Source organism: Armatimonadota bacterium (genome assembly GCA_022563855.1).
GTDB lineage: Bacteria > Armatimonadota > Fimbriimonadia > Fimbriimonadales > Fimbriimonadaceae > JADFMN01.
This window is the reverse complement of sequence record JADFMN010000004.1, coordinates 1-13,450: the sequence shown is the minus strand read 5'-3', so window position 1 is coordinate 13,450 and position 13,450 is coordinate 1. Positions and strand designations below refer to the sequence as shown.

Below are 13,450 nucleotides of genomic sequence, written 5' to 3'. Positions count from 1 at the left end.
TCATCGCTTTGTGCTCAGCACTCAGCAGTTGTGGCGCCGATCCCGCGTCCGCGCCCACTGTCGGCTCTGACGGCGCGGAACTTGTTGCCGAAGACAAGCGCGTCTTCGAGGGCGGCCCGGTCGAAATCTTCTTGGACTACTGGGAGTTGCAAGCCGAAGATTCCAGCGCGACAGTGGCAGACAGCGGTTCCGCGGTGATCAACTTGACGCAGGTCTCTGGCGATCTGCTGGACCAAGACGGTGGCGGTATCGCCAGCAGGTTCGTCGCAGACTTCGGCGTTGCGGACCGGAGCACAGGCCACCTCGAACTGACCGGACGTGTGACGTTGACTTCTGTTGGCGAGAACGTCTTCCTGAAAGCCGATCGGGTGGTGTTCAACGAGCAGGCTGGGTATGTCACAGCGGAGGGCAATGTGAGGATCGAGTCCGCCAGCATACGCCTGGGGCCGTTTAACACGCTCTTAGCGACGCCGGGCCTGGAGCGAGTCGGTACGCCGGAGATTTTTGAGTCATGAGCAGTCGTGTGATTTTCGCAGCGTTATTCCTAGTTTGCTACGCCGCCGGCCAGGTCGGCCAGGCACAGACCGAGCAAGCCAAGCTCGAGGACAAGGACGGCAGGTTCGCGCTGTTCGCCACCGAGTGGCTGGCAGAAGGTTTGCCAACGGAAAGAATAACGTTCACGGCAATTCCTGCGCGGGGCTGGTTCAAGGATCAAGGACTGACCTTCAGCGCGGGCCATCTAGATGGCGTGATCGTCAGAGGTTCTGATGGAGAAATGCGCCTCCAGGATGTCGACGCACGCGAAAACGTTCGCTTTGATATTGAGTCCGTGGACAGAGATGGGCGCAAATCAAAGTCGACGATGCTCAGCGAGTGGATGACGCTGAGCGACGACGGCGAAACTGCAGTCGTTACGTTCAAAGAACCTTTTAAGTACAAAATGGTCTCGGAGATCGAGTTCGGCCATCGGGAAATCGATCTTCGCGGGCCGAGCGGGACGTTCGTGCTTCCGTCGCTGACAGCGGAGTCTACCGATGCAATTCCCCTGAGGTCAGCGCAGGTGCCGGGGCCCGTGACCGTCCGTATCACGACTACACGGCGTGAAGACGATAAGCCAGAAGAAGTACAGATCTACAACATGACGGCCCAGAGCATGACGTACGACTCCAAGACTCGGACGCTCACCTTCAAAGGCGACGTCGTGACTACGATTGTGACAACGACTGCAGATAGCGAGGGCGATCCAATTACCTTCAGAAACGACTTCGTCGCGATCACATTTGACGAAAACGGCGAAATCGCCAACTGGTCCTCCGGTGCCGGAGAGGCCAAGATCGGAGGCGGGGAGTGAAGATCGCCGCTCAGCAGCTGGTGAAGGCGTACAAAGGTCGCCGCGTCGTTGACAAGGTGAGTTTCAGCTTCGATCAGGGGGAGGTCGTCGGGCTTCTCGGCCCCAACGGCGCGGGGAAGACGACGACGTTTTACATAATCACGGGCGTCATCCAACCGAACTCCGGAACGGTCATATTTGACGACGAAGACGTAACGAAGTGGCCGATGTACAAGCGGGCACGAGCCGGCATCGGGTATTTGCCGCAGGAGACTTCTGTGTTCCGCCGACTCTCCGTTCGCGACAACATCCGCCTGGTCCTCGAGTTTTCGTCGCTGTCCAAGCCGGAGATCGATGAGCGGGTCGAAGAGCTGGCCGAGGCTTTGCACATCACGCAGATTTTGGACAGTCGCGGCGGCATCCTCTCAGGCGGGGAAATGCGGCGCGTTGAGATCGCTCGCGCGCTGGCCACCAAGCCGCGCTTCATCCTGCTCGACGAGCCGTTCACAGGCATCGATCCCGTGACGATCGAAGAGCTTCAGAAGATAATCCTGCGCCTGCGAGACGATGGGATCGGGATTCTCATCACGGACCACAATGTCAGCGCAACGCTTTCTATCACAGATCGCAACTACATTCTCATCGATGGCGTGATCCGTGCCGAGGGTGACGAAGCTGAGATCAGAGCAAACGCCCAGGTCCGCAAGTTCTATCTCGGCCAAGGCCTCGATGGGAATGGACAGCCCGACGAAGTCAAGTCCGGAGAAGCCGATTCGTGAAGACCGTAGATCGGTTGATCATTTCGGAGCTCGTCGGTCCGTGGCTGCTGGGGGTGAGCATGTTCACGGTCATGATCGCCGCCGGGCAGTTCCTGTTCCAAGTGACCGGCTACCTCGCGAAAGGCGCAGACTTCGGGCTTACCGTACAGTTCATGATCCTGCTGCTGCCAGGAATCATCGCCAAGACGTTTTCAATGGCGGTCTTGCTCGGCGCGCTGCTGGCGTTCGGTCGTTTAAGCGGAGACAGCGAGATCATAGCCTTGCGGGCTGCGGGCATCAGCCTCGCCCGAATCATGGCTTCGGTCGCCGCGTTCGGAGTCGCCGTCTCGCTCTTGGCGTTCGGCTTCGGCGAGATGGTCGTGCCGCGGGCAACCTACCGTGCCGTGCAGATCAGGTTGGACATCGAGTCTCAGATATTCGATCGCAAGGAGCAGGCGACCGCTCGGGCGATCTTCAAGGACGGCAGGCTGCAGATGTACCTGACGGCACGAGACTTCAGCATCTCCGAGAAGGTGCTGCGCGGCGTCGTTCTCACCGTTTATGGCGAAGACGAGAAGCCGTCCATGTTCCTCATGGCCGACAAGATGGAGTTCGTGGATGAGACCAACTGGAAGATTATCGGCGAAGCACGCTTGTTGGACGTTGCGTCGGGCGCGCGGAGCATCCATCCAGACGGAATGTTCCCCGCCAACGTTCCTGAGCCAGACATCACCCCCGACGACCTGTTTACGCAGGCGCTCAAGGAGCTAGAAGCCCTTAGCATGGGTCAGATGCGAGAGCAGATCGAGCGCGAAAAGAACAACCCTCTCGCTCGGCGCGGCGTTGTCGCCAACCTTCAGTTCGGATACTGGAACAAGATTGCGCTGCCGCTTGCGGCGCTCGTATTCGGACTGCTCGGAGCGCCGCTCGGAATCAGAAACCACCGTGCCGGGAAGGCGACCGGCTTCGGCCTGGCGATTGCGATCATCTTCCTGTATTTCTTGCTCACGAACGTAATGGCGATAGCCGCGCAGGGCGGTCAGGTACCGTCCTACGTAGCGAGTTTTCTTCCGGTTCTCATCGGTCTTGTGACTGCAATCGTGCTCGTACAACGTCGGAATAGATAGCAGTGGATCCTATTACAATCGCATTCGTAGCGCTGCTCGTGCTGGTGAGCGGCGCACTCGCGGCCCTCGGTGACTACATCGGTCGCCGGGTGGGAAAGAAGCGCCTGCGCATCGGTCGATTGCGTCCGAAGCACACGGCGGTGCTGTTCACGTTCTTGGCCGGAATGGTCGGAACATTGGCGACTATCCTCATTATCGCCTCGCTCAGCGATCAGGTCGAAACTTGGCTGCGTGACGGGATTCGCGTGCAGAGGGAACTGGCGCAGTCGAAGGAGGAGCTCGCGGACGCCAAGAAGGAAGTGGCGTCCGCAGAATCTGAGATCGATAGCGTGCGATCCGAACTTGCCGAGGAGACGGAGAAGCTGCGGCAAGAGCAGCGCAACGTTGCGCTGGCTAAGGCGGAGGCCGAGAGGCTGCATGCAGAGGTGGAGCGGTTGCGACTAGACGTTCAGGAGCTTGGAGTCCTTTTGGCTTCGTCGCAGAAAGCTCTATTGACGCTGAAAGTCGAGTTTAATGACTTGACCAGTGAATCCGAAATCCTCAAGGGGAACATCAAGGAATTTCAGGATCAACAGGCCGAGCTGAACGACGAGAATATCAGGCTTCGGGATGTCAACGCCAGCCTAGAAATGCAGGTTGACAATCTCGGAAAGGAGATCTCAGGCCTGGAGCGAGAGACCGCTCAGCTAGAAGAGGCCCAACAGGTCGCCAGCGATCGTTTCGAGGGGGAACTGGCCAGAATCGAGTCGGATCGTCAGGCAGCTCTCCAGAAGCTGGGGGACGCCGAAAAGGAGTTGCGCGACGCTGAGAGGGAGCTTGTCGACCTACAGAACCTCGCCAACGCCTTGCTTGCGCAGAGCAATCAGGCCAGAGTCAGCCCGCTCATTTACAATCGGAAGGACGAAATTTGCCGCATACCTGTTCGGTCGCTCCTGACACGAGCCGAGGCGAGAAATTTCATCCTGGCGCTGCTGGGCAATGCAACTCGCGTGGCCCGGCAGCGCGGTGCTATAAAGAACCGACTGACCGGCAGCGAGGCGGACTTTTGGTTGGCTGAAGGGCAAACAAAGGAAACCCTGTTCGATCAGGCCGTCGAGCGGCTGATGGGCAAGAACTTTGAGCAAATCGTCGTCGCCCACGCACCGTTCAACGCGTTCAGGGGCGAATGGGTCCCGCTGATCGTCAGCATCTGGCCGAACCCGATCGTCTATGAAGCTGGCGACGTGATCGCTCAGACTACGATCGACGGGAGCAAGGGGATACAGAGCGCGACGGAGCAGCTAGTCGAGTTCCTTCAGACAAAGCTGAGCCAGGCTGCGCTGCAGGATGGCATGATCCCGGCGATTGGACAGCCGCAACCACTCGGAGAGGTGCCGCAAGAGGATCTGCAGAACTTGATTGGCGACATCACTCGGGCCGGTCGCAACGTGACGGTCAGCGTCGTTGCGGCGCGGCAGACCCGCGCGGGCGATCCGTTGCAGGTGGAGTTTCAGATCTCGTGACGCCGTCAACCGAGAAGGTTGTTCTCGCTGTCGACCCTGGAAGCTCCAAGTGTGGGATGGTGTTGGTCGTGAGAACCGGTGAAGGCGAGCTGTCGCTGCTGTGGCGGCGAATCTCCCCGGCCAAGGAGTTTCTCCAGGCGGTCGATGAAGCGAGCGCCGTGCGGCCGTTCTCGATGGTCATCGTTGGCAATGGAACGCGCTCCAAGAACCTCATCGAGGAGTTGCGCGAGCGCATGCCGCAGGTCGGGATCCTCGTCGTTGATGAGCGAGACACGACTTTGCAGGCTCGCGAGCGGTACTGGCTGCACAATCCTCGCAGCGGATGGCGCAAGCTCCTTCCTGCCTCGATGCAGGTTCCGCCCGCGCCAGTAGATGATTTTGTGGCGCTGATACTTGCCGAGCGCGTTTTAGTCGGCTAGTCGTCGAAGGCCTTGAGCAGGGTCTCGAACATCTCGTCTCTCAGCTCCTTTCGGTACCCTTGCCAAGCTCGGGTGATGTTGCCGCTCGGATCGACGACTACTATATACGGCGTACCGACGATCCCGTAAGACCGCTCTATTTCACCGTTCCTATCCCAAAACACTGGTCGCTCTGGGTCCTTGTTATCCAAGTCCGGCTGCTTGTCTCCAAGCGACAGCTCGATCAGCTCGCAATCGTGCTCGGCTAGAAGCTGTCTCAGAGAGTTGAACGCAGGTTCCGCAGCTTTGCAGATGTTCGACTCGGGATCGGTGAAGACGATCGCGATAAAACGATCCTTCGCCTTCGCTGCGACGTCGACGTTTCTCTTTGCCCTCGCGTCGTACCACTTTCCAAGCGGTGCCGGCTGCATGACGGTGATGGTAGGTGACATCGGCAACGGGATCGACGCTGGAGAGTATCCGAGCGGAGGTTCGACGCTGTAGAAGTTTGACGACGAACGAGATGTTGACTTGTAGTTCAGCAAGTCAACGGTAATGTCGATCACTTGGGTTCGCCCGTTCATCAGCCGGTGCCAACGGAGAACGCGTCCCGCTGGATCTATCCAAACGGTTGTGTGGCCTTCGCCGAACGCCGTCCTCAACGGTGAGCGCAATGCATCGCAGAGGACACCGGCGATGATTTCAGTGCCATTCGGCTTCCAGCTATCATCGCCGGAAAGAGTAGTAGCCAGGAGTATGTCCGGGTATGCCAACTGCGCATTGTCGGCGAGCTCTTCGGCCGGCGGCGCAATTGTGTTCCGCGCGAAGTTTTCGTGGTACTGCATCCAGTCATGACGGATCGAAATCACTCCCTTGGGCGACTGGACGAACTCGAATCGCTCTCTCCCCCAGTCGATTGTGAACCGCTGGCTGTTCGGTCGTCGCCACTCCAAAATTCCCCTGCCGACGAGCGGGCTGGATTTCTCGCGAACCTCGATGTCTACGGTCAAGCTGTTCGCCCTGGACATATACCGCTCAAACCGGTCTGCAGCGTCGGATTGCCGTTCGGGTACGACTGTTATTGCTACGAGCAAGATTCCTAGCATGGTCTAACTTCGCCTGATGTAGTGGAGCTCCGGTGATTTTACCGGGTAGCCATAGATATCGGCGTGGCATAAGGGATTTGTAGTCCATGCGCTAGGAGTATTGTCATGTCAGAGCAAAAATTCATCGTATTTCTGTTGGCCAATGAGCGCTACGGTATCCCGATCGATGCCGTGGAGCGAATTCTGCCGGAACAGAAGCCAACGCCGATCCCTAAGTCTCCCGAAATGTTTCTCGGAGTCTTCGACCTCAGGGGCGAGACCATTCCGGCGATTGATCTGCGAGTCCGGTTCTCCTTCCCCGAGTGGGACGGTGAGGGATCCAACTACATCGTCATACGGACGGAGACGGGAAAGTGTGCCATCAAGGTCGACGCTGTAGCCGGAATCGTGATGTTCGACAGCGACGACATCGACGAAGCTGCCGAGATGCTCAAGGATCGCAACGATGACTTCTTGTCTGGAGTGGGCAAAGATGATGAGCGCTTGGTCGTTCTCCTAGAACCGAACCACATCCTCCCGGCAGATGTCCGAGAACGGATTCTGAGTCAGGGCAAGGAATCGTCCGACTTCGCTGCCTAGCCGCGCTTCGAACTGACGTCGGTAAACGCATCCCAGCACCGCTCGACCACGTCGGCCAGCGGCTGGGAAGCGTCGATGACGCGCCACCGCTCTGGCTGAAGCTCGGCTTCGCGCAGGAATCCGTCTCTCACGCGCCGATGGAACTCGATCGGTTCGTCGTCTAGCCGGTCACGGTCGCTGACGCGGCTCAAGCCGATCTCAGGTTCAATATCCAATAGGATCGTCAGGTCCGGACGCAGCCCGCCGGTCGCCAAATCGTTGAGGCTTCGGATTCGCTCCTTGTCAAGGCCCCTCGCGTGCCCCTGATAGACGACGGTCGAATCCGCGTATCGATCGCACAGGACGTAACTGCCGTTGGCAAGCGCCGGCCTGATGACGGTCGCACCGTGCTGCGCCCGATCGGCCAGGAAGAGAAACAGCTCGGCGATCGGTTCCAGCTCTTGGCCGTGCAGCAAGATTTTCCGGACCTGCTCGCCGACCGGGCTGCCGCCTGGCTCACGGGTCGTGACGACAGCGATCCCCTCAGCCTTCAAGCGAACGGCGATCTCCTTCAGCACCGTGCTCTTGCCGGACCCCTCCGGGCCTTCGAACGTCACGAACATGCTCTCTAAGCTTACTCACGGACTGAGCGGATAGAATCGCCGTATGGCGCAGGATGAACGCGATCTGGTGCAGTCGATGTCTGAGCTGCTCGACGACGAGCGCGTGCTCGCCGGCTCAGCCGTGCAGCGTGCGTACGACTGCGACGCGTACACGATCGACCGGTCTCCACCCGCATGCGTTGTGCTTCCAGTAGACACACAGGAAGTCCAGCGAGTTGTTCAGTGGTGTACTGCCAACCGTGTGCCGTACACCCCGCGCGGTGCAGGAACAGGTTTGAGCGGAGGCGCGCTGCCAGCCATGGGCGGGATTCTCATCTCGACCAAGCGGATGAACAAGATTCTGGAGATCGACGTGGAGAATCGATGTTTGAAGGCACAGGCTGGCGCCGTCAATTTGCACCTCTCGCGCGCAGTCGCGGAGTACGGGCTGCATTTTGCGCCCGATCCATCGAGTCAGACCGTGTGCACGATCGGAGGGAACATCGCCGAGAACTCCGGCGGGCCGCACACCCTGAAGCACGGCGTGACCTCTCAGCACATCCTGGAAGTCACGCTGGTGGATGCCGAGGGAGAGGTCGTCAGCATCGGCAGTCGCGTCCGAGACACGCCGGGACTCGATTTGCTGGCGCTGGTCGTGGGCTCAGAGGGGACGCTGGGAGTCGTCACAGAAGCCTGGGTGAGGCTGGTCCCGGTTCCAGCGAGCATCGAGACGGCGCTCGCCTCGTTCCCGAGCGTCCGTGCGGCCACGGAGTCCGTCGCCGCGATCATCAGCCGGGGGATCATTCCGGCCGCGCTAGAGATGATCGATAGGAACTGCTTGGTGGCCGTCCAGGCAGCGTTTCATCTAGACGTGCCGAAAGACACAGAGGCGCTGCTTTTGATCGAGTGCGACGGCGAGAGCGACGTCACGACGAAGGAGATATCCGCAGTTCGGGAGCTGTGCTTGGAGTTCGGAGCGATCGAGGTGCAGATCGCTGCAACCGAAGCGGATCGCCAGCGCCTGTGGACGGCGAGAAAGAAGGGGATCGGCGCGATGGGGCGGCTCGCACCGACCATCATCACGCACGATGGTGTGATCCCGCGCTCGAAGCTGCCGGAGATGCTTGAGTTCATCTACGACGTTGCAGCCCAGCACGGGCTAGGCGTCGGCAACATGTTCCACGCCGGAGACGGCAACCTGCATCCGATCTTCTACTTCGACGATCGCATACCGGGCACTGTCGATGCGGTCGTTGCAGCCGGAGAGCAAGTGATTCGCAAGTGCATCGAGCTGGGAGGGAGCGCGTCCGGCGAGCACGGCATCGGCGTTGAGAAGGCGGAGTTGCTGCGCCTCATGTTCAACGACGACGACATGGGCTTGCAGCGCGACGCTCGCGCGATATTCAACCCTGGCGAACTTTGCAACCCGTGCAAGATCATCCCAGATCAAAAAGGTTGCGTTGAGCATATGCGAAGGTGGCGCGGAGCTGCGACTTGAGCATACGCACGATAGAAGATGTGCAAGAAGCGGTTCGGGCGACCAAGCGCTTCCGCCCTGTCGGGCTTCGAACAAAGACCTCGTTTCTGCCCGACTCGGGCGGCGAAGAACTCTCGCTAGCTGAGTTGACGGGAATTGTCGAGTTCGAGCCTGCCGATCAAGTCGTCGTCGTGCTCGCGGGGACGCCTATCGCCGAGCTGCAAGAGGCTCTGAAGGAGCACGACCTGTGCCTGCCGCTGTTGTCGCCAAACGAGTTTCCGGCGTCCGTTGCTGGCTTCCCAGGCACGGTCGGCGGGCTGCTGGCAATGAACCTGCCGCACGGATTGCAGGCGCAGGCCGGAGGTCCGCGAGAGTGGACGCTCGGACTGCAAGTCGTGCGCTCAGCGGGTACGGTGGCAAAGTGCGGCAGCAAGGTCGTGAAGAGCGTCGCGGGCTACGACGTGCACAAGCTGTTCGTTGGTTCGCGCGGCGAGCTGGGCGTCATCGTATCGGCAACTCTGCGCGCCTTGCCCATCGGCGCTCTGCCACTCGATTCCGTCGATCTCTTAGACGACTCTCACGAACCGTGCTACATCCAGCGAACTTTGCGAAGCGAGTTCGACGATGCGGTTCAAACGGCGGAGCGGATTCAGGCGATCGACCGTGCGTCGTGTACTATCTGGTGCGATGATGAGCCATCGAAAACAGCGGAGGGTTGGGTGATCGGGCCGCGCGGATATCGTAGGCGCACTCCTCAGCCTTCGTACATGGAAGCTAGAGCCAAAGAGCTGTTCAACCCGGACGGCAAGTTTGTACCGGGGTGGGCGGAGTGATCTCGAACAGCACCAAGCAACCTGCGCAGCGCGTCTATAATGAGGCGCTAGTGCCCACACCTGCAGCCCCCAAGACCCGCATCATGGAATCGTCGTCAAACCGATTGGTTGGCAGGGGCGCCCGATGAGGCGCGCGCTGTGCGCTCTCTGTCTCGTCTGTGCCGGACTGCCGGCTGCTGCAGATCGGCTGATTCTAATCCCTACGGGGCGCAAACTGCTGTCTAGCACCGTGCGGCTCGACTTCCTGGCAGTGCCAAGCCGCGACCGGACGCAGGGCTGGATCGGCATCGGCCTCGGGGAGCTGTTCGAACTTGAGTTCAGCGCAGAGAGCCTCGATTCAAGCCGAATGTTGACCAGCGTGAACTTCGCCTACAACTACATGGTTCCGCTGACCGACTTTGCGCCCGGCATCAGCTTCGGCGTACAGGACGCTTTGAACGTGACCGAGGACGGTCGCGGGATTTACGTCGCCGTCACGTTTCGGTACGGGAACTACGGGGTGCACAATCAAGATGTGCCGACCGAGCTGACCATCGGCCTTTGGAACAAGGAAAGGGGCGTGGCGTTCGGTGGCGCGAGGCTTCCGTTCAGCAAGCATCTCATCCTTGTCGCCGAGCACGACACGATGAGACTAACGGCCGGGTTTGAGATCAGTCCTGTCGAGGGGGCGACCTTCCGTTTTCTCTTTCGCCAGGATCAGGTGATCCTCGGTCTGCAGATTGACGCCCGGTTCTGAGTTCGAGCCCGGCGATCCGACACTGTTCGAGAATCCTTATCGATAGCTCGTCGGCGAACAGCTTGCGGTTCTCCTTCTCCGTCTGCGCTGTAGCTGTGTCCGTGTACTTGATCGGCTCGCCGAACGCGACTTTCAGTCGAGAGAAGCGCGGAAGTTTCGCACCCTTCGGCAAGATCTTGTGCGAGCCGTACACTCCGACCGGAACGACAAGCGCACCGGATCGCTTTGCAAGCATCGCCACACCTGATTGGATTTCTCCAAGCGTCTTCCCGTCGCCTCGTGTGCCCTCAGGAAACATAATGAGCACGTTGCCTTGCTTGAGCTTCGAAATGGCGAGCTTGATCGCCGACACGTCTCCCGGCCCTCTCCTCACCGGGAAAGCACCGACGCTTCTGATGAGCGAACCAAAAATCGGGGGCCGAAACAGCTCCTCTTTCGCCATGAACATCACGGCTCTCGGGGAGGCGCAGGAGACGATCGGCGGATCGAACATCGAAACGTGGTTCGGCGCAAAGATGACCCCGCCGGACTCTGGAACGTTCTCAAGCCCGACGACCTTCATACCGCCGCTCAGCGCGCGCAGGATGATCTGTCGCGCGACGAAGATGACGAACCAGTACCAACGGTTGCCTCCGCGATCCACGACGCGATTATGTCCGACCCGCTCGCGCGATCGGGGCGTTTGCTTCTTTGGGAGACGGAGCGGATGTCAGAGGGAAAAACACGGCCACCTGCCGACGTCCGCCTTGCCTTCGCACATGTCGGCGAGAAGTTTACCGATCCACGGGCCGAACTTGAAGCCGTGTCCGCTGCACGCGCTGGCCACGACGGTTCGGTCGTCGATAGAGCCGATTCTGAAGTGCTCGTCCGGCGTTCGCGTGTACAGGCAGGTCTGGGCGTCCACGATTTCGGGTTCATCCATGCCGAATCTTCGGACGCAGAAGTCTCGAATGATCTCAAGGGCGTCGTCGTCCGGCCCGCCTCGCGGTTCATCCGGATCTATCTCCCTCAGCAGATCGTGGCAGCCGACCTTGATCGATTCGTTCCCGGGCTCGCTCGGAAACCCGTACACCTGGCCGCGTCTCGCCTCGATGAACACTGGCCCCGTGTGGACGCCCCGCACGTACGCGAACGTCGCTTGGCGCACGCTGACCGGTACGTCGACGAACCTCCGCACCCAGGCGCCAGCCGTGACGACGGTTCTGTCGAAACTGGCGAGATCGTCGAGCCGCTCGATCTTTCGCTGGACGAACCGCGCGCCGCGATACGACGCGATCCGACGTGCGGCGCCCAGCACTGTCGGCGGATGAACCCAGCCGGCTTCGGGCGTGAAAACTCCGACTTCGTCCGGCTCCAGCGCAATTCCTGCTTCGTTGCCTCGTTTCAGTTCGAACGGAACCTCCAGGTCGGTCAGCGCCTCGATCTGGTCGACGATCTCAGGCGCAGTCTCGCTTCCGAAGTACAGTAGCCCGACTTCGTACAGCAGTCGCTCGCCCGCCTCCTCCTCCAGCTCGCGCCACATCGGATACGCGTCCAGCAGGATCTCGGTGTACATGCGGTCCGCGTACGCTTTGCGGACAATCCGCGAAGTGCCGTGCGACGAGCCCAAAGTGTGCCCGAGCTCGAACTGGTCGAACGCCGTGACCTCGTGCCCGCGCTTCGCCAACTCCCGCGCGGCGCACGATCCCATGAGCCCGCTGCCGATGATCGCTACGTTCATACGCTCGCGGTCTCAAGCAGCTTCTGGGCGCACGCCCACGCACGACCGATGTCCGACACGATAAGCGAGTACCCGCCGTCGTTCGTCGCGGATTGTAGGCGCAAGACGTACGCCGGGTGCAGGGTCGCGATGGCGACCCGCGCGTATTCGCACTCGAAGTACTTGCCGCGCTCGCGCGTTATCTTGAAGTCCGATCGGATCAGGTTCTTCGCACTCGGCGCGCCGACGCAGAGAATCACGCGAGGCGCGATCGCGGCCAGTTGCGGAACAAGCCACTGCCGGCAGGTCGCGACCTCTTCTGGCGTCGGAGGGCGGTTGCGCGGGCGGTCGCCGATCCACTCGCACGCACGGCACTTCAGCGTGTTGCATATGTACACGTCGTCTCGCGAAAGGTCGTTGTCGGCGAGCGCCTTGTCCAGCATCTTGCCGGCTCGTCCGACGAACGGACGACCGGTCTTGTCCTCCTCTTCTCCGGGGCCTTCTCCGACGATGACCAGCGGCGCTCGGGGGTTGCCTTCGCCAAACACAACGTTGGTTCTTCGTTCTGACAGTCCGCAGGCTGTGCAGGTCGAGGCCGAGTCTCGGAGTTCGTCCAGGTTCATTCGCTACCCTCGATGATCTTCTTCAAGAGGTCGTACGAGTCGCGCAGATCTTGGGGGATCACCCGCGTGTCGGCGACGGTCGTCATGAAGTTTGTGTCGCCCGACCACCTGGGCACGACGTGCCAGTGCAGGTGGCTCGCGATTCCCGCACCTGCGGCGGCGCCCAAGTTTACGCCGACGTTGAACCCCTCCGGCTCGTACGCGGTTCTCAGCCACTCGATGCACCGGGCGATCAGCCGGTTGATCTCGAGCAGCTCTTCGTCGTCCAGGCCACCGATCTCAGGCGTTTGCTGGTACGGCGCGACCATCAGGTGGCCGTTGGTATAGGGGAACCGGTTCATGATCACGAACGCGGTCCGACCACGAAACAGAATCAAGTTCTCGCGATCGCTGTCCTCGGCGGGGAGGTCTACGAAGATGTTGCCGCTGGCGCCCGACTTGCCAGCCTGCGCGATGTAGTCAAACCGCCACGGTGCCCATAGCCTCTCGGCCATGCTTGGAGTATGGCACTACGAAACCTTGCGCCACTATTGTTCGGATGCCTGTGCCGAACAGCAGTGCAATTCGGAGTCAGTACCCATAATCGTCATCCTGAGCGGAGTCGAAGGAAAGGATATTGCGAATAGGATCAGTACCCCCAATCGTCATCCTGAGCGGATCGAAGGAGCGCGATTGGGGGCACGCGCCAGCCGCAGACTAAG

Annotated in this window: 16 protein-coding genes; 10 read left to right on the top strand and 6 right to left on the bottom strand. The window is 60.3% G+C overall.

Translation table 11 applies throughout. The features are described from left to right. Nucleotides 1-8 precede the first annotated feature (8 nt). Genes IH944_06045 through IH944_06020 form a run of 6 tightly spaced genes read left to right on the top strand, consistent with a single transcriptional unit; the run spans nucleotide 9 to nucleotide 5,136 of the window. The gene (locus IH944_06045) at nucleotides 9-515 is read left to right on the top strand and encodes a hypothetical protein (protein MCH7904114.1); all 507 of its coding nucleotides are present in this window, start codon (nucleotides 9-11) and stop codon (nucleotides 513-515) included. Then, nucleotides 512-1,351 (top strand): hypothetical protein, encoded by an 840-nt coding sequence (locus IH944_06040; protein MCH7904113.1) that lies wholly within the window; start codon nucleotides 512-514, stop codon nucleotides 1,349-1,351. The genes IH944_06045 and IH944_06040 overlap by 4 nt, the downstream gene beginning before the upstream one ends. Continuing rightward, complete coding sequence (gene lptB, locus IH944_06035; GenBank protein MCH7904112.1) at nucleotides 1,348-2,109, top strand: LPS export ABC transporter ATP-binding protein; 762 nt, start codon at nucleotides 1,348-1,350, stop codon at nucleotides 2,107-2,109. The genes IH944_06040 and lptB overlap by 4 nt, the downstream gene beginning before the upstream one ends. Then, nucleotides 2,106-3,215 (top strand): LptF/LptG family permease, encoded by a 1,110-nt coding sequence (locus IH944_06030; GenBank protein ID MCH7904111.1) that lies wholly within the window; start codon nucleotides 2,106-2,108, stop codon nucleotides 3,213-3,215. Before lptB ends, IH944_06030 begins: the two co-directional genes overlap by 4 nt. A 2-nt stretch (nucleotides 3,216-3,217) precedes the next feature. Further along, nucleotides 3,218-4,717 carry a DUF3084 domain-containing protein gene (locus tag IH944_06025; GenBank protein ID MCH7904110.1) on the top strand — a complete coding sequence of 500 codons (1,500 nt, stop codon included), beginning with the start codon at nucleotides 3,218-3,220 and terminating at the stop codon, nucleotides 4,715-4,717. Next, the gene (locus tag IH944_06020) at nucleotides 4,714-5,136 is read left to right on the top strand and encodes a pre-16S rRNA-processing nuclease YqgF (protein ID MCH7904109.1); all 423 of its coding nucleotides are present in this window, start codon (nucleotides 4,714-4,716) and stop codon (nucleotides 5,134-5,136) included. The genes IH944_06025 and IH944_06020 overlap by 4 nt, the downstream gene beginning before the upstream one ends. Here IH944_06020 and IH944_06015 read toward each other — a convergent pair. After that, nucleotides 5,133-6,221, bottom strand: a complete 1,089-nt coding sequence (locus IH944_06015) for a redoxin domain-containing protein (GenBank protein ID MCH7904108.1) — start codon at nucleotides 6,219-6,221, stop codon at nucleotides 5,133-5,135. The two genes, IH944_06020 and IH944_06015, sit on opposite strands and share 4 nt — an antisense overlap. A gap of 105 nt (nucleotides 6,222-6,326) precedes the next feature. Between IH944_06015 and IH944_06010 the strand changes: the two genes are divergently transcribed. Further along, the gene (locus IH944_06010; GenBank protein ID MCH7904107.1) at nucleotides 6,327-6,800 is read left to right on the top strand and encodes a purine-binding chemotaxis protein CheW; all 474 of its coding nucleotides are present in this window, start codon (nucleotides 6,327-6,329) and stop codon (nucleotides 6,798-6,800) included. On the opposite strand, the gene IH944_06005 is transcribed toward IH944_06010, so the two are convergent. After that, entirely contained in the window at nucleotides 6,797-7,402 is a 606-nt protein-coding gene (locus IH944_06005; GenBank protein MCH7904106.1) for a dTMP kinase, read from the bottom strand. The two genes, IH944_06010 and IH944_06005, sit on opposite strands and share 4 nt — an antisense overlap. 43 nt (nucleotides 7,403-7,445) lie before the next feature. Here IH944_06005 and IH944_06000 point away from each other — a divergent pair, with 43 nt between their 5' ends. From IH944_06000 to IH944_05990, 3 genes are all read left to right on the top strand, one after another. Beyond that, nucleotides 7,446-8,879 carry an FAD-binding protein gene (locus IH944_06000; protein MCH7904105.1) on the top strand — a complete coding sequence of 478 codons (1,434 nt, stop codon included), beginning with the start codon at nucleotides 7,446-7,448 and terminating at the stop codon, nucleotides 8,877-8,879. Continuing rightward, the gene (locus IH944_05995; GenBank protein ID MCH7904104.1) at nucleotides 8,876-9,691 is read left to right on the top strand and encodes an FAD-binding oxidoreductase; all 816 of its coding nucleotides are present in this window, start codon (nucleotides 8,876-8,878) and stop codon (nucleotides 9,689-9,691) included. The genes IH944_06000 and IH944_05995 overlap by 4 nt, the downstream gene beginning before the upstream one ends. Nucleotides 9,692-9,815: 124 nt before the next feature. After that, nucleotides 9,816-10,427 carry a hypothetical protein gene (locus IH944_05990; GenBank protein MCH7904103.1) on the top strand — a complete coding sequence of 204 codons (612 nt, stop codon included), beginning with the start codon at nucleotides 9,816-9,818 and terminating at the stop codon, nucleotides 10,425-10,427. On the opposite strand, the gene IH944_05985 is transcribed toward IH944_05990, so the two are convergent. The 4 genes from IH944_05985 to IH944_05970 form a co-directional block, all read right to left on the bottom strand. Beyond that, on the bottom strand, nucleotides 10,342-10,989 hold the full coding sequence (locus tag IH944_05985; GenBank protein MCH7904102.1) for a 1-acyl-sn-glycerol-3-phosphate acyltransferase: 648 nt from the start codon (nucleotides 10,987-10,989) through the stop codon (nucleotides 10,342-10,344). The two genes, IH944_05990 and IH944_05985, sit on opposite strands and share 86 nt — an antisense overlap. A gap of 147 nt (nucleotides 10,990-11,136) precedes the next feature. After that, nucleotides 11,137-12,147 carry an FAD-dependent oxidoreductase gene (locus IH944_05980; protein MCH7904101.1) on the bottom strand — a complete coding sequence of 337 codons (1,011 nt, stop codon included), beginning with the start codon at nucleotides 12,145-12,147 and terminating at the stop codon, nucleotides 11,137-11,139. Beyond that, a complete protein-coding gene (locus IH944_05975; protein ID MCH7904100.1) occupies nucleotides 12,144-12,749 on the bottom strand; it encodes a uracil-DNA glycosylase in 606 nt (201 codons plus the stop codon). The genes IH944_05980 and IH944_05975 overlap by 4 nt, the downstream gene beginning before the upstream one ends. Next, nucleotides 12,746-13,243: an HIT domain-containing protein gene (locus IH944_05970; GenBank protein ID MCH7904099.1), complete on the bottom strand. Its 498-nt coding sequence runs from the start codon at nucleotides 13,241-13,243 to the stop codon at nucleotides 12,746-12,748. Before IH944_05970 ends, IH944_05975 begins: the two co-directional genes overlap by 4 nt. Nucleotides 13,244-13,450 lie beyond the last annotated feature (207 nt).

Coding starts and splice junctions, on each gene's coding strand:
- IH944_05975 (MCH7904100.1), bottom strand. CDS start 12,749: ATGAACCTGGACGAACTCCGAGACTCGGCCTCGACCTGCACAGCCTGC.
- IH944_06040 (MCH7904113.1), top strand. CDS start 512: ATGAGCAGTCGTGTGATTTTCGCAGCGTTATTCCTAGTTTGCTACGCC.
- IH944_05980 (MCH7904101.1), bottom strand. CDS start 12,147: ATGAACGTAGCGATCATCGGCAGCGGGCTCATGGGATCGTGCGCCGCG.
- IH944_05970 (MCH7904099.1), bottom strand. CDS start 13,243: ATGGCCGAGAGGCTATGGGCACCGTGGCGGTTTGACTACATCGCGCAG.
- IH944_06005 (MCH7904106.1), bottom strand. CDS start 7,402: ATGTTCGTGACGTTCGAAGGCCCGGAGGGGTCCGGCAAGAGCACGGTG.
- IH944_06000 (MCH7904105.1), top strand. CDS start 7,446: ATGGCGCAGGATGAACGCGATCTGGTGCAGTCGATGTCTGAGCTGCTC.
- IH944_05990 (MCH7904103.1), top strand. CDS start 9,816: ATGAGGCGCGCGCTGTGCGCTCTCTGTCTCGTCTGTGCCGGACTGCCG.
- IH944_06010 (MCH7904107.1), top strand. CDS start 6,327: ATGTCAGAGCAAAAATTCATCGTATTTCTGTTGGCCAATGAGCGCTAC.
- IH944_06015 (MCH7904108.1), bottom strand. CDS start 6,221: ATGCTAGGAATCTTGCTCGTAGCAATAACAGTCGTACCCGAACGGCAA.
- IH944_05985 (MCH7904102.1), bottom strand. CDS start 10,989: ATGAAGGTCGTCGGGCTTGAGAACGTTCCAGAGTCCGGCGGGGTCATC.